At 70.9% G+C, this 18,501-nt stretch carries 16 protein-coding genes; 6 read left to right on the top strand and 10 right to left on the bottom strand.

Annotation, left to right across the window (positions count from 1 at the left end):
• Positions 1-132: 132 nt before the first annotated feature.
• Positions 133-2,865 carry a phosphoenolpyruvate carboxylase gene (gene ppc / locus ACZ4NT_RS25450; RefSeq protein ID WP_467727785.1) on the bottom strand — a complete coding sequence of 911 codons (2,733 nt, stop codon included), beginning with the start codon at positions 2,863-2,865 and terminating at the stop codon, positions 133-135.
• 327 nt (positions 2,866-3,192) lie between these two features.
• Here ppc and ACZ4NT_RS25455 point away from each other — a divergent pair, with 327 nt between their 5' ends.
• A complete protein-coding gene (locus ACZ4NT_RS25455) occupies positions 3,193-4,203 on the top strand; it encodes a fatty acid desaturase (RefSeq protein ID WP_121402462.1) in 1,011 nt (336 codons plus the stop codon).
• The gene (locus ACZ4NT_RS25460) at positions 4,200-4,874 is read left to right on the top strand and encodes a TetR/AcrR family transcriptional regulator (RefSeq protein WP_121402461.1); all 675 of its coding nucleotides are present in this window, start codon (positions 4,200-4,202) and stop codon (positions 4,872-4,874) included. The genes ACZ4NT_RS25455 and ACZ4NT_RS25460 overlap by 4 nt, the downstream gene beginning before the upstream one ends.
• A gap of 10 nt (positions 4,875-4,884) precedes the next feature.
• Here ACZ4NT_RS25460 and ACZ4NT_RS25465 read toward each other — a convergent pair whose 3' ends face one another.
• Positions 4,885-5,262: a VOC family protein gene (locus ACZ4NT_RS25465; protein ID WP_467727788.1), complete on the bottom strand. Its 378-nt coding sequence runs from the start codon at positions 5,260-5,262 to the stop codon at positions 4,885-4,887.
• A gap of 3 nt (positions 5,263-5,265) precedes the next feature.
• Positions 5,266-6,075, bottom strand: a complete 810-nt coding sequence (locus ACZ4NT_RS25470; protein ID WP_121402459.1) for a trans-aconitate 2-methyltransferase — start codon at positions 6,073-6,075, stop codon at positions 5,266-5,268.
• A gap of 134 nt (positions 6,076-6,209) precedes the next feature.
• Between ACZ4NT_RS25470 and tamR the strand changes: the two genes are divergently transcribed.
• Complete coding sequence (tamR, locus tag ACZ4NT_RS25475; protein ID WP_121402458.1) at positions 6,210-6,707, top strand: MarR family transcriptional regulator TamR; 498 nt, start codon at positions 6,210-6,212, stop codon at positions 6,705-6,707.
• Here tamR and ACZ4NT_RS25480 read toward each other — a convergent pair.
• Complete coding sequence (locus ACZ4NT_RS25480; protein ID WP_121402457.1) at positions 6,666-7,433, bottom strand: response regulator transcription factor; 768 nt, start codon at positions 7,431-7,433, stop codon at positions 6,666-6,668. The genes tamR and ACZ4NT_RS25480 overlap by 42 nt on opposite strands.
• Positions 7,434-7,686: 253 nt before the next feature.
• Here ACZ4NT_RS25480 and ACZ4NT_RS25485 point away from each other — a divergent pair, with 253 nt between their 5' ends.
• The gene (locus tag ACZ4NT_RS25485; protein WP_121404690.1) at positions 7,687-8,145 is read left to right on the top strand and encodes a GNAT family N-acetyltransferase; all 459 of its coding nucleotides are present in this window, start codon (positions 7,687-7,689) and stop codon (positions 8,143-8,145) included.
• Between the two features lie 44 nt (positions 8,146-8,189).
• On the opposite strand, the gene galK is transcribed toward ACZ4NT_RS25485, so the two are convergent.
• From galK to galT, 3 genes are read right to left on the bottom strand one after another with little or no spacing between them, the layout of a single operon-like run.
• Complete coding sequence (galK, locus tag ACZ4NT_RS25490; protein ID WP_121402456.1) at positions 8,190-9,332, bottom strand: galactokinase; 1,143 nt, start codon at positions 9,330-9,332, stop codon at positions 8,190-8,192.
• Between the two features lie 11 nt (positions 9,333-9,343).
• Entirely contained in the window at positions 9,344-10,303 is a 960-nt protein-coding gene (gene galE, locus ACZ4NT_RS25495; RefSeq protein ID WP_121402455.1) for a UDP-glucose 4-epimerase GalE, read from the bottom strand.
• Positions 10,300-11,364: a galactose-1-phosphate uridylyltransferase gene (gene galT, locus ACZ4NT_RS25500; protein ID WP_467727793.1), complete on the bottom strand. Its 1,065-nt coding sequence runs from the start codon at positions 11,362-11,364 to the stop codon at positions 10,300-10,302. The genes galE and galT overlap by 4 nt, the downstream gene beginning before the upstream one ends.
• Positions 11,365-11,535: 171 nt before the next feature.
• Between galT and ACZ4NT_RS25505 the strand changes: the two genes are divergently transcribed.
• On the top strand, positions 11,536-13,233 hold the full coding sequence (locus ACZ4NT_RS25505; protein WP_467727795.1) for a sodium:solute symporter family protein: 1,698 nt from the start codon (positions 11,536-11,538) through the stop codon (positions 13,231-13,233).
• A gap of 20 nt (positions 13,234-13,253) precedes the next feature.
• Positions 13,254-13,550 carry a hypothetical protein gene (locus ACZ4NT_RS25510; protein ID WP_121402452.1) on the top strand — a complete coding sequence of 99 codons (297 nt, stop codon included), beginning with the start codon at positions 13,254-13,256 and terminating at the stop codon, positions 13,548-13,550.
• A gap of 22 nt (positions 13,551-13,572) precedes the next feature.
• Here ACZ4NT_RS25510 and ACZ4NT_RS25515 read toward each other — a convergent pair whose 3' ends face one another.
• From ACZ4NT_RS25515 to ACZ4NT_RS25525, 3 genes are all read right to left on the bottom strand, one after another.
• The gene (locus tag ACZ4NT_RS25515) at positions 13,573-14,277 is read right to left on the bottom strand and encodes a response regulator transcription factor (protein WP_121402451.1); all 705 of its coding nucleotides are present in this window, start codon (positions 14,275-14,277) and stop codon (positions 13,573-13,575) included.
• Positions 14,278-14,556: 279 nt separating this feature from the next.
• A complete protein-coding gene (locus tag ACZ4NT_RS25520; protein WP_121402450.1) occupies positions 14,557-16,377 on the bottom strand; it encodes an outer membrane protein assembly factor BamB family protein in 1,821 nt (606 codons plus the stop codon).
• A gap of 88 nt (positions 16,378-16,465) precedes the next feature.
• Entirely contained in the window at positions 16,466-18,322 is a 1,857-nt protein-coding gene (locus tag ACZ4NT_RS25525; protein ID WP_467727798.1) for an outer membrane protein assembly factor BamB family protein, read from the bottom strand.
• Positions 18,323-18,501: the final 179 nt, after the last annotated feature.

Genomic DNA, 18,501 nt, shown 5'->3' on the forward strand with positions numbered 1-18,501 from the left:
GGGGAAGGCGGTCCCTGTTCGGCGCCCACTCCACCCGAGCCCCTACCCCCACCACCAACAAACCCCCCCCCACCCCCCCCCCCCCCCCCCCCCCCCCCCCCCCCCCCCCCCCCACCTCCGTGTGCCGTGCGGTCAGCCGGTGTTGCGCAGTCCGGCCGCGACGCCGTTGACGGTGAGGAGCAGCGCCCGGGACAGCAGCGGGTCGGGCTCGGCGCCCGCGGCGGCCTCGTCGCGCTGGCGCTTGAGGAGGGCGACCTGGAGGTAGGAGATCGGGTCCAGGTAGGCGTCCCGGATGGCGAAGGTCTGCTGGAGGACGGGGTGGTTGTCCAGCAGCCGCTCGCCGCCGGTGACGCGCAGCACCTCGCGGACGGTCAGTTCGTGTTCGGCCCTGATGGTGTCGAACACGTGCTTGAGCTCGTCGGGGACGAGGGTCTCGACGTAGTGGCCGGCGATCCGCAGGTCCGTCTTCGCCAGCGTCATCTCGACGTTGGAGAGGAAGTTGCGGAAGAAGTGCCACTGCTCCTGCATCTCGTCGAGGACGGTGTCGAGGCCGGCCTCGCGCAGTGCCTTGAGGCCGGAGCCGACGCCGAACCAGCCGGGCACGATCTGCCGGGACTGGGTCCAGCCGAAGACCCACGGGATGGCGCGCAGTCCGTCGAGCGAGACGCCGGAGCCGGGGCGGCGGGAGGGCCGTGAGCCGAGGTGGAGTTCGGCGAGCTGGTCGACCGGCGTGGAGGCGAGGAAGTAGGTCGGCAGGTCGGGGTCCTCGACGAGCCGGCGGTAGGCGGCGTGGGCGGCGTCGGAGACGACGTCCATGGCGGCGTCCCAGCGGGCGAGGGCCTCGTCGGACTGGCGGGGCGCGGTGTGCAGGGCGGAGGCCTGCAGCGTGGCGGCGACGGTCAGTTCGAGGTTCTCGCGGGCGAGTGACGGCACGAGGTACTTGTCGGAGATGACCTCGCCCTGCTCCGTCACCTTGATCTCGCCCTCCAGAGTGCCCCAGGGCTGGGCGAGGATGGCGTCGTGCGAGGGGCCGCCGCCGCGGCCGACGGTGCCGCCGCGGCCGTGGAAGAGGCGCAGCCGGACGCCGTAGCGGTGGGCGACGTCGCGCAGCCGGCGCTGGGCGCGGTGGATCTCCCACTGGGAGGTGGTGATGCCGCCGAACTTGGAGGAGTCGGAGTAGCCGAGCATGACCTCCTGGACGTCGCCGCGCAAAGCGACCAGGCGCCGGTAGGAGGGGTCGGCGAGCATCTCGTCGAGGATGACGTCGGCGGCGCGCAGCTCGTCGGTGGTCTCCAGCAGCGGCACGATGCCGATCTTCGCCCAGCCGGCGTGCAGGTCGAGGAGTCCGGCCTCGCGGGCGAGGACGGCGGCGGCGAAGACGTCGTCGGCGCCCTGGCACATGGAGATGATGTAGGACTCGATGACCTCGGGTCCGAAGACTTCGAGTGCCCGCTTGACGGTCTGGAAGACGCCGAGGGTCTTCTCGCCGGCGGCGTCGACCGGGGCGGGGCTGGGGGCGAGGGGACGGCGGGAGCGCAGTTCCTTGGCAAGGAGCTTGCCGCGGTACTCGCGGGGCATGTCGGCGTAGCGCCAGGACTCCTCGCCGAGCCGGTCGAAGAGCTGGCCGAGGGCGTGGTGGTGGGCGTCGGCGTGTTCGCGTACGTCCATGGTGGCGAGCTGCAGGCCGAAGGCGGCGAGGGTGCGGATGGTGCGGTTCATCCGGCCGTCGGCGAACAGGGCGCCGCGGTGTTCGCGCAGGGACGTCTGGATGAGGGTGAGGTCGGCGAGGAGTTCGCTGGTGCCGAGGTAGTCGCGGCCGTCCTCGTGGGGGATGCCCCGGGCGAGCCGCGTCTTGGTGTTCTCGAGCTTCTGGCGGATGCAGGTGGCCTTGAGCCGGTAGGGCTCCTCGGCGTTGAGCCGCTTGTAGCGGGGGCTGATCTCGGGGAGCCGTTCGAGGTCGGCCTGCAGCGAGGTGAGCAGTTCCTCGGTGGCACCGGTGTATCTGATGGAGTTCGACAGGAAGCCGCGCAGCTCGTCGATCATCTCCAGGGCGTCGTTGATGCCGTGTTCGTGCTGGAGGATCAGGACGTCCCAGGTGACCTGGGGGGTGACGTTGGGGTTGCCGTCGCGGTCGCCGCCGATCCAGGTGCCGAAGGTGAGGGGGCGGGTCTCGTCGGGGAGGACGACGCCGACGCGCTCCAGTTCGGCGGTGAGGTCCTCGAGGACGTCGCCGACGGCTCCGGCGTGCAGTTCGTCGAGGTAGTAGATGGCGTTGCGGGCCTCGTCGGCGGGTTCGGGGCGTACGACGCGCAGTTCGTCGGTCTGCCAGACGAGGTCGATGTTCTCGGCCAGGCGGGTGTCGTGGCGGCGCCGGTCGGCCTCGATGACCGGGGTCTCCAGGAGGGCGGCGATGCGGCGCAGCTTGTTCAGCACCGAGCGGCGGGCGGCCTCGGTGGGGTGGGCGGTGAAGACCGGGCGGACGTTGAGGTTGCGCACGGTGTCGCGCAGGTGCTCGGGGTCGGCGTCCTTGAGGCGGTCCGCCGTGCGGGCGAGGAGGCTGCCCTCGGCGGCGCGCTTGGCGCGCAGCTCGCGTCCGCGGTGCACCTGCTCGGTGACGTTCGCGAGGTGGAAGTACGTGGAGAAGGCGCGGACCAGCTTGGCGGCGGTCTCCAGTTCCGTGCCGCGGAGCAGCTCGGCGGCGGCCTCGCCGTCCTCGCGGGTCAGGCGGCGGACCTTCTCGACCAGTTCCAGCAGCTCGGGGCCCTCCTGCCGGACGAGGGTCTCCCCCAGCAGGTCGCCCAAGCGGCGGATGTCGGCGCGCAGCTCGCTGCTGTTCGTCGTGGTCTGATCGTCGGCACTGCTCACAGGTGCGGCTCCTTGCAGTGTTGAAGCTCGTCTGAAGCTCGTCTGGGAGGGAACCCGGGTGACGACCGCGCGGCGGGGTGCCGCTTAGGGACGTGGCATCCGGGAAGAAATCAGAACGGACCGCGCTGTCCGACCGACTCCAAGGATAGGTGTCCATGCGGACGCGCAGACTCTCGGGCTCTTGCCGTCGGCCTTCGCGCTGCCATACTTACGACGCCGTAGGTTACGGAACCGTAGGGATGCCCGTCAGCTCCAGGGATGTCTCGCGGATCCCTACCCCCGGCAGCTCTCTCAACCCCCGACCCTCGACCCCACAAGGGGACGCCCATGACCGCAAGCTCCGATGTGATCGAAGACGCCCCCCGGGCGGACGACGACGCCACACTCCCTCCCGCCACGCTGGGCGGTGAGCAGAAGCGTTCGGTGGAACAGTTCGCGCTGCTCCTCTTCATCGTCTTTCCCTTCCTGGCCCTGCTGGCGGCGGTGCCCCTGGCCTGGGGCTGGGGGGTGAGCTGGCTGGACCTCGGCCTGATGGTGTTCTTCTACTACCTGGGCTGCCACGGCATCACGATCGGTTTCCACCGGTACTTCACCCATGGTTCCTTCAAGGCCAAGCGGCCGCTGCGGATCGCGCTGGCGATCGCCGGCTCCATGGCGGTCGAGGGGCCGCTGGTGCGCTGGGTCGCCGACCACCGCAAGCACCACAAGTTCTCCGACGCCGAGGGCGACCCGCATTCGCCGTGGCGCTTCGGCGAGACGGTCCCGGCGCTGATGAAGGGCCTGTGGTGGGCACACATCGGATGGATGTTCGACGAGGAGCGGACGTCGCAGGAGAAGTACGCGCCGGACCTGATCAAGGACCCGGCGATCCGGGCGATCTCGCGGCAGTTCATCCTCTGGACGGCGCTGTCGCTGGCGCTGCCGGCGCTGATCGGCGGCCTGGTGACGATGTCCTGGTGGGGCGCGTTCACCGGTTTCTTCTGGGGATCACTCGTGCGGGTGGCGCTGCTGCACCACGTGACGTGGTCGATCAACTCGATCTGTCACGCGGTGGGCAAGCGGCCCTTCAAGTCGCGTGACCGTTCGGGCAACGTGTGGTGGCTGGCGGTGCTGTCGTGCGGTGAGTCGTGGCACAACCTGCACCACGCCGACCCGACGTCGGCGCGGCACGGGGTGGACCGCGGCCAGGTGGACTCCTCGGCCCGGATCATCCGCTGGTGCGAGCAGCTGGGCTGGGCCTACGACGTGCGCTGGCCGTCACGCTCGCGTATCGATTCCCGCCGGAACACGGACGGGACGGGCGCCCGCCGCAAGCCGGAGACCGCCGACGCGGCATGATGGACGGTGTGGCGACCGACTCCAGCACCTCCGGCAACGACAAGCAGCGGCGGCCGCGCCGCACTCGTATGACCGGTGCTGAAAGACGCCAGCAGCTTCTCGAGATCGGTCGCACCCTGTTCGCCGCCAAGGGTTTCGAGGCCACGTCGGTGGAGGAGATCGCGGCGAAGGCCGGGGTCTCCAAGCCGGTGGTGTACGAGCACTTCGGCGGCAAGGAGGGCCTGTACGCGGTGGTGGTGGACCGGGAGATGCGCCGGCTGCTGGACATGGTGACCGGTTCGCTGACGGCCGGCCATCCCCGTGAGCTGTGCGAGCAGGCCGCCTTCGCGCTCCTCGACTACATCGAGGAGTACACGGACGGTTTCCGGATCCTGGTCCGCGACTCCCCCATCCCGCAGTCGACGGGTTCCTTCGCGTCCCTCATCTCGGACATCGCCACGCAGGTGGAGGACATCCTGGGGCGCGAGTTCAAGAGCCGCGGGTTCGACCCGAAGCTGGCGCCGCTGTACGCGCAGGCCCTGGTCGGCATGGTGGCGCTGACCGGCCAGTGGTGGCTGGACGTACGGAGGCCGAAGAAGGCCGAGGTGGCCGCCCATCTGGTGAATCTGGCGTGGCACGGGCTGGACGGCCTGGAGGCCAAGCCGCGCCTGATCGGCCACCGCAAGTCCTAGCGGGCCCTTTTCACCGACTCCGGGGCCCGGGGAGCGGCTCCAGGAATTCGAGCCGGTTGCCGACCGGGTCCTCGGAGTAAAAGCGGCGGTGGCCGGGGAGGCCGTCGTCCCAGGTGACGGGCGCTCCGTGCGCCGTGAGCCGGGCGGCGTACGCCTCGATGCCGCGGACCGCGAGGCCCGGGTGGGCCTTCCTCGCCGGCCGGAAGTCCTCCTCGATCCCCAGATGCAGCTGCACGGTCCCGGCGGCGAACCAGCAGCCGCCGCGGGCGGCGAGTGCGGCCGGCTTGGGGATCTCGGTCATGCCGAGCACCTCGGCGTAGAACGCGCGCAGGACGCCCTCGGAGCCCGGTGGGGCGGCGAGCTGGACGTGGTCGATTGCGATCAGCACCGGTCAGCCCGCCTTCCGGGCGACGGCGAAGACGCGGCGGAACGGGAAGACGGTGCCGTGCCCGCCGGCCGGGTACGCGGCGCGCAGGGCCGCCCGGTACTCGTCGACGAAGGCCTCCGCGTCCGGTCCGAGTTCGGTGAGGACCGGACGCAGGCCGGTTCCCTTGACCCAGTCCAGGACCGGGTCCTCGCCCGGCAGGAGGTGCAGGTACGTGGTCTCCCAGACGTCGGTCTCGCAGCCGAGGGCGGCCAGGTGGTCCAGGTAGCCGGCGGGGGTGAGGATCGCGCCGTCGTGGCGCAGGGTTCCGCCGAGGCGGTCCCGCCAGCGGGCGGAGTGGGCGATCTCCCGCATCAGCCGGTGGCTGGGCGAGTCGAAGTTGCCGGGGACCTGGAAGGCGAGGGTGCCGCCGGGTGCGAGGGCGTCCACCCAGGCGGGGAAGGACTCCGGGTGCCCCGGCACCCACTGCAGGGTGGCGTTGCTGATGATCAGGTCGTACGGCTCGGCCGGCGTCCAGGTCCGGGCGTCGGCGGTGGCGAAGTCGAGCCGGCCGCCGCCCGGGGTGGGTCCTTCGTGGTCGGCGCGGGCGCGCTCCAGCATCTGCGGCGAGTTGTCGTAGCCGGTGATGTGCGCGGTGGGCCAGCGGTCGGCGAGCAGGGTGGTGACGTTGCCGGGGCCGCAGCCGAGGTCGGCGATGCGGGCCGGCCGGCCCGGCAGGTCGGGGACGCGGGCCAGCAGGTCGGCGAAGGGGCGGGCTCGGTGGTCGGCGTGGCGCAGGTACTGACCGGGGTCCCAGTGGGGGGCGGCGGCAGGCATGGCGAGGCCTCCTGGCGGTCGGGCGGGGTGGGTCGGCGTCCCGGGCCGGGTGTCCTGGACGATCTCCACCTTCACACCCGAAGTATCTTGACGTCAAGAGACTTCACGTCGACACAACCACTACACTGATCGTCATGGAGGACGAGGTCGATCGGCTGGTCGCAGCATGGCGCCGGGAGCGCCCCGACCTCGACGTGGAACCGCTCGAGGTGCTCAGCCGGGTGAGCAGACTGGCCCGGCACCTGGACCGGGCACGCCGCCTGGCGTTCTCCGAGCACAGTCTCGAACCCTGGGAGTTCGACGTCCTGACCTCGCTGCGGCGCGCGGGAGCCCCGTATCAGCTCTCCCCCGGCCAGCTGCTCACCCAGACCCTGGTCACCTCGGGCACGATGACCAATCGCATCGACCGGCTCGCCAAGAAGGGCCTGGTCGAACGGCTGCCCGACCCCAGCGACCGCCGGGGCGTGCTGGTCCGGCTCACCGAGGAGGGCCAGGACCGGGCCGACCAGGCACTGGCCGGTCTGCTCGACCAGGAGCGCGCGATCCTGGCGGAGCTGAGCCGTGCGCAGCGCGGGGAACTGGCGGCGCTGCTACGCCAGTTGACCGCCCCGTTCGACAACATCCCCGGCTAGGTCGACCGGCCCCACCCCGGCCCGGCGGGCGAGCGCGACCGCGGCGAGCGTGGAGTGCACCCCGAGCTTGCCGAGGACGTTCTGCATGTGCGTCCGCACGGTGTGCGGTGAGAGGAACAGGCGCTCGGCGACGGCCTTGCGCCCCAGCCCGGCCACCATGCAGCGCAGCACCTCGCGCTCGCGCGGCGTGAGGGACTCCACCAGCCGCTCGCTCTCCGTGCGGTGCTTGCGGGCCGCGGTCAGCTCCCGCAGCACGCCCGTGAGGAGGGCGGGCGGCAGGTGCGTCTCGTCGCGCAGCACCCCGCGGATGACGGTCAGCAGCCGGGACAGCGAGCAGTCCTTGGCGACCCAGCCCGAGGCGCCGGCCTGCAGGGCGAGGGCCGCGCGGCGCGGGTCGTCCTTCTCGGCGAGCACCACCGTGCGCACGTGCGGCTGGCCGGAGCGGACTCCGGCGACGAGCGAGATCCCGTCGACGAGCCCGTCCTCGTTGCTCTCCTGCACGGGTACGGCCGGGCGCACGCCCGGTACGTTCCCGCCGAGGTCCGCGTCGACGAGCAGCACGTCGAATCTGCGGCCCTCCGCGGCCCCGCGCTCCAGGCAGCGCAGCGCGGCGGGACCGCTGCCCGCCGCGGACACGTCGACGTCGGGCTCGGCGGCCAGGGCCGCGGCGAGCGACTCGGCGAAGATGCGGTGGTCGTCGACGACCAGGACTCGGATGCGAACCACTGAAACCCCCACTGTCGGAGGACGACCTGCGCAGGTACGGCGCCCGGAATGATCCCCGAGCCCCTGGGCCCGGGGGTGGGCCGCCGCAGCCGCACGGCCGCCGCCGTGCTGGAACTGCTACCCCCACTCCGGGCGTCGTACCCGGCTGTCTCGCCCCCTGATCAGCACCGGCCCCCACCGGTGCTGTTCATCAGGGTAGGGCCGGGAGCGGGGAGCGGAAGGCAATTTGCAGAACTGGTTGGCCAGCGCGTTTATGGTGAGCCGTATGTTTCGTCTTGAGACAGAAGTAGACAGGGAGAGGCGGGATCTGCTGCGCCGGCGCCTGCGGGACGCCAACACGCAGGCGTCCCCGGTGCTCCGCTCCCTGCGCGGAACCCCCGGTGAACGGGAGGTTCCGCTCCACGTCTGGGCGCTGGACGACGAGGGCGCCGTCGTGGGAGGTCTCGTCGGGCACACGTGGGCGACCTGGCTCCACGTCACGTACCTCTGGGTGGACGACCGCTGCCGGGGGGCCGGGCTCGGGGCCCGGGTGCTGGCGCGGGCCGAGCGTGCGGCGCGGGACGATCACGGCTGCCGCAGCGCGCGCCTGGAGACCTGGGACTTCCAGGCCCCCGGGTTCTACGAGAAGCAGGGCTACGAGGTGGTGTGCGTGATCCCCGGCTATCCGCCGGGGATCACCGAGTACACGCTCACCAAGCGGCTGACCCGCTGAGACGCGGGGCCTTCGCCCCCTCGGCCCTGCGGGTCTCCCCGGACTCAGCTCACCCGGTGGGCGCCCGCCGCCGGGACCGCCGGGAACACCCGGGGGGCGGTGTGACCGGCCGCGGCGAACGCCTCCGTCACCGCCTTGGTGACGGTGTCGACGTCGGCGGACTCCACCAGGACGACCGCCGAGCCGCCGAAGCCGCCGCCCGTCATCCGCGCGCCGAGCGCCCCCGCCGCGTTGGCGGAGGACACCGCGAGATCCAGCTCCGGGCAGGAGATGCGCAGGTCGTCGCGGAGGGAGACGTGCCCCTCGGTGAGGACGGGCCCGATGGCACGCACGTCGCCCGCGTCCAGCAGGCCGATGACCCGTTCCACCCGGTGGTCGTCGGACACCACGTGCCGCACGTAGCGGCGCACCCGGTCGTCGGACAGCCGGGCCAGCGCCGCGTCCAGGTCCTCGTACGCGACGTCGCGCAGGTGGGAGACGCCGAGCTGCCGCGCGCCCTGCTCGCAACCCTCGCGCCGCTCCGCGTAGGCGCCGTCGCCCAGGGCGTGCTTGACGCGGCTGTCGACGACGAGCAGTTCTAGACCCTGGGCCGCGAGGTCGAAGGGGACCTGACGGATCGACAGGTCACGGCAGTCGAGGTGCAGGGCGTGTCCCTCGGTGCAGCACGCCGAGGCCGTCTGGTCCATGATTCCGCAGGGCACGCCCACGAAGTCGTTCTCGGCGCGCTGGGCGACGCGGGCCAGCTCGGGACGGGTGAGCCCCAGGTCGAACAGGTCGTTCAGGGCCAGCGCCGTCACGACCTCCAGGGCCGCGGAGGAGGACAGGCCCGCGCCGGTCGGCACGGTGGAGGCCAGGTGCACGTCGGCACCGGTCACGGCGTGCCCGGCGGTGCGCAGCGCCCACACCACACCGGCCGGGTACGCGGCCCAGCCGGTGTCGGTGAGCGGCTCCAGCGTGTCCACGTGCAGCTCGACGACCGGTCCCTCGATGTCGGCCGAGTGCAGCCGCAGGACGCCGTCGTCGCGCCGCGAGACCGCCGCCACCGCGGTGTGCGGCAGGGCGAGCGGCATCACGAACCCCTCGTTGAAGTCCGTGTACTCGCCGATCAGGTTGACCCGGCCGGGGGCCGCCCAGACGCCCTCCGGCTCGGCCCCGTACAGCTCCTCGAATCCTTCGCGAACCCCCACCTGCTGCTCCCTCAGTCCCTGTTCTGTGCGAACGCCCACGCGTCCGCGACGATCCCCGCGAGATCCGCGCGGGACGGGTTCCAGCCGAGCCGGTCGCGCGCGGTGGCGGCCGAGGCGACCAGGACGGCCGGATCGCCGCCGCGGCGCGGGGCCACCACCTCGGGGATCGGGTGGCCGGTCACCTGCCGGACGGTCTCGATGACCTCGCGGACCGAGAAGCCGTTGCCGTTGCCGAGGTTGCAGATGAGGTGCTCGCCCGGGCGGGCCGCGGTGAGCGCCAGCAGGTGGGCCTCGGCCAGGTCCGCGACGTGGATGTAGTCGCGGATGCAGGTGCCGTCCGGGGTCGGGTAGTCGTCCCCGTAGACCGAGATGGCGTCCCGGCGGCCCTGGGCGACCTGGAGCACGAGCGGGATGAGGTGCGACTCGGGGTCGTGCCGCTCGCCGCAGTCGCCGTGGGCGCCGGCGACGTTGAAGTAGCGCAGGGAGACCGCGGCGAGCCCGTGGGCCGCCGCCTCGCCGGAGATCATGTGGTCCACGGCGAGCTTGGAGGCGCCGTAGGGGTTCGTCGGCGCCGTGGGCGCGCTCTCGACGATGGGGGTGACCTCGGGCTCGCCGTAGGTGGCGGCCGTGGAGGAGAAGACCAGTTTCCGCACGCCCGCGGAGCGCATGGCGGCGAGCAGCGCCATGGTGCCGCCGACGTTGTTCTCCCAGTACTTCTCGGGCTTCACGACGGACTCGCCGACCTGCGAGAAGGCGGCGAAGTGCAAAACCGCGTCGTAGGAGGAGTCCAGCCATTTGGTGGCGTCGCGGATGTCGCCCTCGACGAAGGCGGCCCCGGCCGGGACGCCCTCGCGGAAGCCGGTGGAGAGGTTGTCGAGGACGGTGACCTCGTGGCCGGCCTCCAGCAGGTGCTGGGCGACCACGCTGCCGACATAGCCCGCGCCGCCGGTGACCAGGTACTTCCCACTCATGAACTCGCTACCTCTCGCAGTCGCTGGGCCGCGGTCTCCGGCGGCACGTCGTTGATGAACACGTTCATGCCGGACTCGGAACCCGCGAGAAACTTCAGCTTGCCGGAAGTGCGGCGAATGGTGAAAAGCTCGAGGTGGAGTGCGAAGTCGTCCCGGTTGATGCCCTCGAACTCCTCCAGCGTGCCGAACGGCGCCTGGTGCCAGGCGGCGATGTACGGCGTCGGAGACCCGCCCTCACCGAAGATCCGGTCGAAGCGCCTCAAGATTTCCAGATACACCTGGGGGAACTCTGTGCGCGCGCCCTCGTCGAGGCCGAGCAGGTCGGGGACCCGCCGCTTGGGGTAGAGGTGCACCTCGTACGGCCAGTGCGCGGCGTACGGCACGAAGGCCGCCCAGTGCTCGCTCTCCAGGACGACGCGGGTGCCCTCGGCGAGTTCGCGTGCGACGACCTCGTCGAAGAGGTTGCCGCCCTCGGTCGCCTGCTTGTGCGCGGCCAGCGAGCGCAGCATCAGTGCGGTGCGCGGGGTGGTGAAGGGGTAGGCGTAGATCTGCCCGTGGGGGTGGCCGAGGGTGACGCCGATCTCGGCGCCGCGGTTCTCGAAGCAGAAGACCTGCTCGACGGAGGGGAGATGGGACAGCTCGGCGGTGCGGTCCGTCCACGCCTCCAGGACCAGGCCCGCCTGCTCCTCGGTGAGGTCGGCGAAGGACGCGTCGTGGTCGGAGGTGAAGCAGACGACCTCGCAGCGGCCGGAGTCGCCGGCCAGCGAGGGGAAGCGGTTCTCGAACACCACGACGTCGTACGAGGAGTCGGGGATCTCGCTGAGCCGGTCGTCCCGGGAGGGGCAGAGCGGGCATTCGTCCGCGGGCGGGTGGTAGGTGCGGCCCTGGCGGTGCGAGGCGATCGCCACCGAGTCGCCGAGCAGCGGGTCGCGGCGGACCTCCGAGGTGGTGACGGTCGGGTCGAGGGGGCGCCGGTCGACCGCGTCGCGCACCGAGTCGTCCCGTGCGTCGTAGTAGACGAGCTCACGACCGTCCGCCAGCCGGGTCGAGGTCTTCTTCACTGCCGGACTCCCCTGTTCCCACCCATCAAACAGAACCGAACACAACAAACCACAAGTCCCCACGGACGTCAACATCACAATCAAACAAAGAACATCAACTGAAGTGTTCATTTTCTGAACGTGGAGGCGTAGGTTCCGGTCGGATACGTTCACGCAACGAAGCGAGTTCCTATGCAGTCCCCCACATACCTGCCCCACGGCACCTACCTCGCCGAAGGGCTCCGGCTCCCCACGAACGGGCTCGACTACGCGATCCTGGCGATCTACTTCGTGGTGGTGCTGGGCATCGGCTTCGCCGCGCGCCGCTCGGTGAGGACGAGCCTCGACTTCTTCCTGTCCGGGCGCTCGCTGCCGGCCTGGGTCACGGGTCTCGCGTTCGTCGCGGCCAACCTGGGTGCGACCGAGATCCTCGGCATGGCGGCCACCGGCGCCCAGTACGGCGTGGCCGTCGTCCACTGGTACTGGATCGGCGCCATCCCGGCCATGGTCTTCCTCGGCCTGGTGATGATGCCGTTCTACTACGGCTCCAAGGTGCGCTCGGTGCCGGAGTTCCTGCTCCAGCGCTTCGACAAATCGGCCCACCTGCTGAGTTCGGTCCTGTTCGCCTTCGCCGCGGTGCTGATCGCGGGCGTCAACCTCTACGCCCTGGCGATCGTCGTCGAGGCGCTGCTGGGCTGGCCGCAGTGGGTGGCGATCGTCGTCGCCGGCTTCTTCGTCCTCGCGTACATCACCTTCGGCGGCCTGTCCTCGGCGATCTACAACGAGGTCCTGCAGTTCTTCGTGATCCTCGCCGCGCTCATCCCGCTCTCCGTCCTCGGGCTGAAGAAGGTCGGCGGCTGGGACGGTCTGACGGACTCGCTCAGCAAGAGCCACGGCGACAACTTCCTGTCCGCCTGGGGCGGTACGGGCATCGGTGACGCCAATCCGCTCGGCGCCAACTGGCTGACGATCGTCCTCGGCCTCGGCTTCGTGCTGTCCTTCGGCTACTGGACGACCAACTTCGCGGAGGTGCAGCGCGCCCTGTCCGCGAAGAACCTCTCCGCCGCCCAGCGCACCCCGCTGATCGCCGCGTTCCCGAAGATCTTCATCGTCTTCCTGGTGATGATCCCGGGTCTGGTCGCCGCCGTCCTCGTCCCGAAGATCGGCACGGGCTCCTCGGACCTGCAGTACAACGACGCCATCCCGTACCTGATGCAGGAACTGCTGCCCAACGGCGTGCTCGGCATCGCGGTGACCGGTCTGCTCGCCGCGTTCATGGCGGGCATGGCGGCGAACATCTCGTCCTTCAACACGGTGTTCACCACCGACATCTGGCAGCGGTACGTGGTCAAGGACCGCGAGGACGGCTACTACGTGAAGTTCGGCCGGCTGATCACCGCGATCGGCGTGCTGGCCTCGATCGGCACGGCGTTCATCGCCTCCAGCTTCTCCAACATCATGAGCTACCTCCAGACGCTCTTCTCCTTCTTCAACGTGCCGATGTTCGTGGTCTTCATCATCGGCATGTTCTGGAAGCGCGCCTCGGTGAAGTCCGGTGTCTGGGGCCTGGTCGCGGGCACCACGGCCGCGATGGTCAACTACTTCTGGATCTACAAGCAGGGCATCATCTCCATCCCCAGCGACCAGGGCGCCAACTTCGTGTCGGCCATCGTCGGCTTCGTCGCGGGCGCGGTCGTCATGGTCGCCGTCACCCTGTTCACCGCCCCCAAGCCGGAGGCCGAACTGGCCGGTCTCGTCTACGGAACGACCTCCCCGGGCGTCCCCGAGCCCCCCGCCACCGGCGACGACGCCTGGTACCGCAGGCCGGCCCTGCTGGGCTGGGGCGCGATCGCCCTCGCCGCGCTCTGCTACGTCCCGTACTCCTTCTGACCCGATCGGAGGCACTGACCATGTCCGAACTGCAGCGTGAAGTCTCCGAGCTGGAGAGCAAGTCCGCGACCGCCGCCCGTCTCTTCGACATCCGGCGGATCATCGGCGGCCTGTTCGTGGTCTACGGCGTGATCGTCACCATCGCCGGGATCAACCCGTCCGACGCCGACCTGGAGAAGGCCCAGGACGTCAACATCAACCTGTGGACGGGCCTCGCGATGCTCGCCCTGGGGCTGTTCTTCCTGGTGTGGCTCAAGCTGCGCCCCATCGCCCCGCCGGTCCCGGCGGAGGCCGCGGCGCCGGACGAGAAGGCCTGACCCACCCCGGCGGGGCCGGAGTTCACTCCGGCCCCGCACTCGCCTCCGTCCGCGGATGCGGCACCGGACCGGCCCGGTCGAGCAGCCCGGTGCGCGCGGCGAGCGCCGCCGCCTCCAGCCGCGAGCCCACCCCCAGCTTCATCAGCACCCGCTGGACATGCGTGCGCGCGGTGCTGGGCGCGATACCCATGCCGGCCGCGATGAGCCGCGTGTCCTCGCCGTCGGCCACCCGCACCAGCACCTCCACCTCGCGCGGGGTGAGCATCTGCAGCAGCCGCTGGCCCTCGTCGTCGGGCTGCGCGGCCGGGTTGAGCAGCTCGCCGAAGGCGCCCTGCAGCAACTGCGGTGCCACCGCGGCCTCTCCGGCCCGGGCCTTCATGATCGCGCGCTCGACGCCCTCTATCCGCTCGTCGTGCCGGACGTACCCGGACGCACCGGCCGCGAAGGCCGCGGCGATCCCCCGCGGGTTCGGCACCGGACCCAGCACCAGGACCGCCACCTGCGGACGCTCCCGCTTGATCCGCACCACCGGGTCGAAGATCCCCGGTTCCGCCGGTGCCGCCGTGCCCAGCAGGCACACCTCGGGCGCCCGGGCGATCACCAGATCGGCCGCTCCCGCGGCCGGCGCGGCGGCGGCGAGCACCCGGTGCCCGCGCAGTTTCAGCGCCGAGGCCAGCGCCTCGGCGAGCAGTCGGTGGTCGTCGACCACCATGAGCCGAACCCCCATCGAGCAACCCCCAGTCCCCCTGAGCATCCCCACTGGTTCCCCGTGGCAGGAGCCCCCCCGGCTCTCCATCCCCCGGAAGCTACACGCTTGTTCGACGTTGCGCTTCCCTACCGATGAGAAGTGACCCGTAATACCGAAATCCCTCCCGTTCGCGCATGATGCGGGATATGCGTACGGCCCCGCCCCTGAACTGGGGCGGGGCCGTCGGCCACGCTGCGGTACCTGGTACGGCACCCGGCGCCATCCGGCGCCGGGTGCCACCGTCGGGCGCCGCTCGCGCTACTTGGCGCCGAACCCGAGCGCCGTGTACTCCTTCTCGTCCTTCGAGTACGGCTTGCTGACCAGGTCCTTGCCCATGAACAGGCGGCCCGAGGTGTACAGCAGCTCGCAGGAGTCGGGGACCATGCTGCTGATCGCGCCGAGCACGGTCTCGGAGGCGGGCGTCTCCAGCAGCTTCGTCTGCTTCAGCGACCCTCCGTCCACGGAGACGACCTGGGCGCCCTTGTCGTACGGGCCGTCCTTGTACGCGATGATGTTGTCGCCGTCCATGCGGATGGGGAACATCGCGTAGCCGTCGCCCGCGTCGATCCGGTCGCCGGTGGTCTTACCGGTGGCCAGCGAGAACGAGATGATCTCGTTGGTCTGGCTGTACTTGGCGGTGCCGTCGTGCTCCTTGGTCGGCACGTACAGCTTGTCGTTGCCGACCGTGATGCTCTTGCAGTCGTGCACCTTGCCGACGTCGCAGTCGTGCTCGTACTTGCCGTCCGCCAGCGTGATCTTGGTGCGCAGCTTGCCGCTCTCGTCGAGCGAGAACGCGTCCGTGACGCCGGAGGCGGTGATGTCACCGGAGTCCACACCGAAGACCACCGGCTTGGTGGAGATCACCTTGGCGTTGTCGATGCCGGCCGGCAGTTTGTACGTCCACTTGACGCTGCCGCTCTTCGGGTCGAGGAGCTGCACCTGGTACTTCTCGTCGCCGTAGTCACCGCACTTGCGGACCGCGACCAGCTGCTCGCCCCCCGCGTAGCCGACGTCCTCGCACGAGCTGACCTTCGGCTGCCACAGGACCTTGCCGCTCTTCGCGTCGAACGCGGCGCCGCCGGAGTAGCCGCCGCCGACGGCGACGGTGGTGCCGCTGATCGTGACCTCGCCGAACGCGACCTTCGTGCCGCTGATGTCGACCGTCTCGGTCCACAGGTGCTTGCCGCTGTTCACGTCGAAGGCGACGACCTGCGTGCAGGGCTTGTGGTCGTTCTTGCCGTTGCGCTTGCCCTCTTCGGCGACCACCGCGGCGACGCCGTCCTCGGTGACCTCGCGCGAGCCCGCGCAGGTCTGGCCGGGCAGGTCGAGGGTCCACTTCTCGGAGCCGCTGTCCGGCTCGTAGCCCACGATCTTGTTGACGCCCGACTTGGCGTACACCGAGTCGGTGAGCCAGGAGCCGGTGACGCTGTCGATCTGGTTCTCCTCCTTGACCTCGGGCGCGGGCACCTGGAAGAGGACCTTGGCGCTCGGGTCGGACGGCGCCTTCTCCTGGGCCCCGCCACCGGAGGAGCCGGTGGTGGTGCCGCCCTTGTCGTCCTTGCCGCCCGTGCTGCCGCCCGGCCCCGCGGAGGTGTCCTTGGTGTTGTCGTCCTTGCCCGAGGAGGACGCGTACCAGACACCGCCGCCGATGATGAGGGCGATGGCCACGAGGGCCGCGACGATGATCAGCAGCTGCGGGCTGACCTTGCGGCCGCCGCCCTGGGGCACCTGCGGCTGCATCGGGTGGGTCTGCGGCTGCGGGTAGCCGTACGGCGACGGCTGCTGCTGGCCCGGGTAGCCGTAACCGGGCTGCGCGGGCGGCGTCTGCGGGTAGCCGTAGCCCGGGCCCTGCGGGGGCGGGGGCGTGCCCTGCGGCGGGGCGGGCGGCGGCGTCTGCGGGGGCTGGGGCGCCTGCGGGTAGCCGTAACCGGGGGCCTGCGGGGGCTGGGGCGCGCCGAAGCCGCCCGGGGGCGGGCTCTGCGGTGCACCGAAGCCGCCCGGGGGCGGGTCCTGCGGTGCACCGAAGCCTTCTCCCTGCGGGGGCTGGTTGGGCGGCGGGGGCGGCGGCGGCTGGCTCATGACGTCTCTACCTCGGGGTGTTCGGAGCGCGAAGGGCGCGCGGGGCGCGAAGGGGTGGCCGTGGGGAGGGGGCCGGGCGGGCCTGCGGTCACTTGCCGTAGGCCAGCATCAGCTTCTCCTTCGACTCGTCGTTGCCCGTCAGCCGGGTCGTGGAGAGGTAGAAGCGTCCGTCCACGTAGTCGAGGGCCTTGGAGTAGAAGCCGTTCTCGATCTCGGCGGTGCCCTGCGGGTTCTGCAGCAGCGTCGTCGTCTTGTGGCCGCTGCCCCCGGTGGGGATGGACACGACCCGGCCTCCCGCGTCGTACGACGGCTCGACGTACGCGACGAGATTGCTCCCGTCGATCTTCAGCGGCAGCATCGTCTGGTCCGTGGGCGACTTGGTGCGCCACTTCTCCTTGCCGCTCTCCAGGCTGATCGCGACGATCTCGTTGGGACCGCTCTTGGCCTCGGTGGGCAGGTAGAGGGTGTTGGCGTCCGCCGCGACCCCGGTGCAGCCCTGCAGGTCACGGCTGAGGATCGCCCAGCCGCACTCCGGTGCGAAGGACTCGTCGACGTCCACCTGCGAGCGGATCGTGCCGTTGTTCTTCAGCGTGGAGATGTTCCACTGCTTCTTGTCCTTGTTGGTCAGGTAGAGGACCACGGGGTCGACGGAGTACGTCCGGGCGACCTGCCAGCCCTTCGTGACCTTCTGGGTCCACCGGACCTTGCCGGTCGCCGGGTCCAGCTCCTGCACCTCGTCGTGCTCGTTGGAGGTGCTGGCGCCGCAGGAGGAGACGGAGATCAGCTTGCTGCCGCCGGCGAAGGCGGTCGGGAAGCACGCCGTGCCGTACTTCTCCTTGTCCCACAGCTTCTTGCCGGTCCGCACGTCGTACGCGGTGCCCGACTGGGAGCGGCCGACCATCAACGTGTCGCCGGACAGGCTCAGTTCGATCGACAGGGCGCTGTCGAAGAGGCCGCCGTCGGCGACCTTGCCGCTCCAGCCCTTCTTGCCGCTGGAGAGGTCGATCTCCTGCAGCTGGTTGCACTTGGCGCTGTCGCTGGCACCGCTCATGTACGCGACGACGATCCTGTCGTCCGACGTCTTCTGCGGGGTGGCCGCGCAGATCTTCTGGTCGAACGTGATCGGCTCCCAAGTGGGCTTGCCGTCACCGACGTCGTAGGCGAAGAGCTGCTTGTAGGCCGCCTTCACCGCCGTCTTGTCGGTGATCCACATGCCGGGGGCGTCGGCGCCGGAACCGGGGGCGTCGGGCGCCTCCTTGTACCAGAGCACCTTCGCCTCGCCGTCCTGGCGGCCCTCGTTGAGGTTCTCCGGGTCCTCGCCGCCGTCACCGCTGCCGTCGCCCTCGTCGACCGGTGCCGACTGGGTCGGCTTGTCGTCCTGGCTCTTCTTGGCGACCGGCTTCTTGTCGTCGTCACCGTTGCTGGAGACGGCCCACACGGTGCCGCCTATCGCGAGCAGCGCGGCGACCGCGGCACCGATGATCATCGCGGGCTTGCCCTTGAAGGGGTTCCGGGAGCCGCCACCGGGCGGCGGCGGCACCGGGCCGCCGGGGAACTGCGCCTGCGGATAGCCGTAACCGGCCTGCGGCGGCTGCCCGTAGGGACCCGGCTGCGCGTACGGGCCGGGCTGCTGCGGCTGGCCGTAGGGACCCGGCTGCTGGGGCTGCCCGTAGGGGCCCGGCTGCTGCGGCGGCTGCCCGTAGGGACCCGGCTGGGCGTACGGGCCGGGCTGCTGCGGGTATCCGTAGCCGGGCTGCGGCGCCTGCGGAGCACCTCCGGCGGGCGGGGCCGGCGGGGCGGGCGGCGCCTGGGGCGGCTGCGCGGGCGGCGGCGGCGCCGCTCCCGGCTGCCGCGGATCCTGCGGCGCCCCGAAGGCGATCTGTGTCGGCTGGTCGTGCGGTGTTCCCGAGCCGCCCTGGGGCGGCTCGTTGGGCGGCTGAGTCATCAGCGCTCCCCCTCTTCACTGATTTTTAGCCACCCGCGGTCGCGCTGGAGTGGTTCTCAGACTGTTCTCAGTCGGCTCTTTCTATCACTGCGCGAGCCTCGAACAAGGGGCCGGTCCTCCCCCTGTTCCCAAGGGAGGACCGGCCCGTGATGCCCTCGTTACGCGCCTTCACGCGCCCT

It is taken from the genome of Streptomyces sp. NPDC026417, assembly GCF_055567695.1.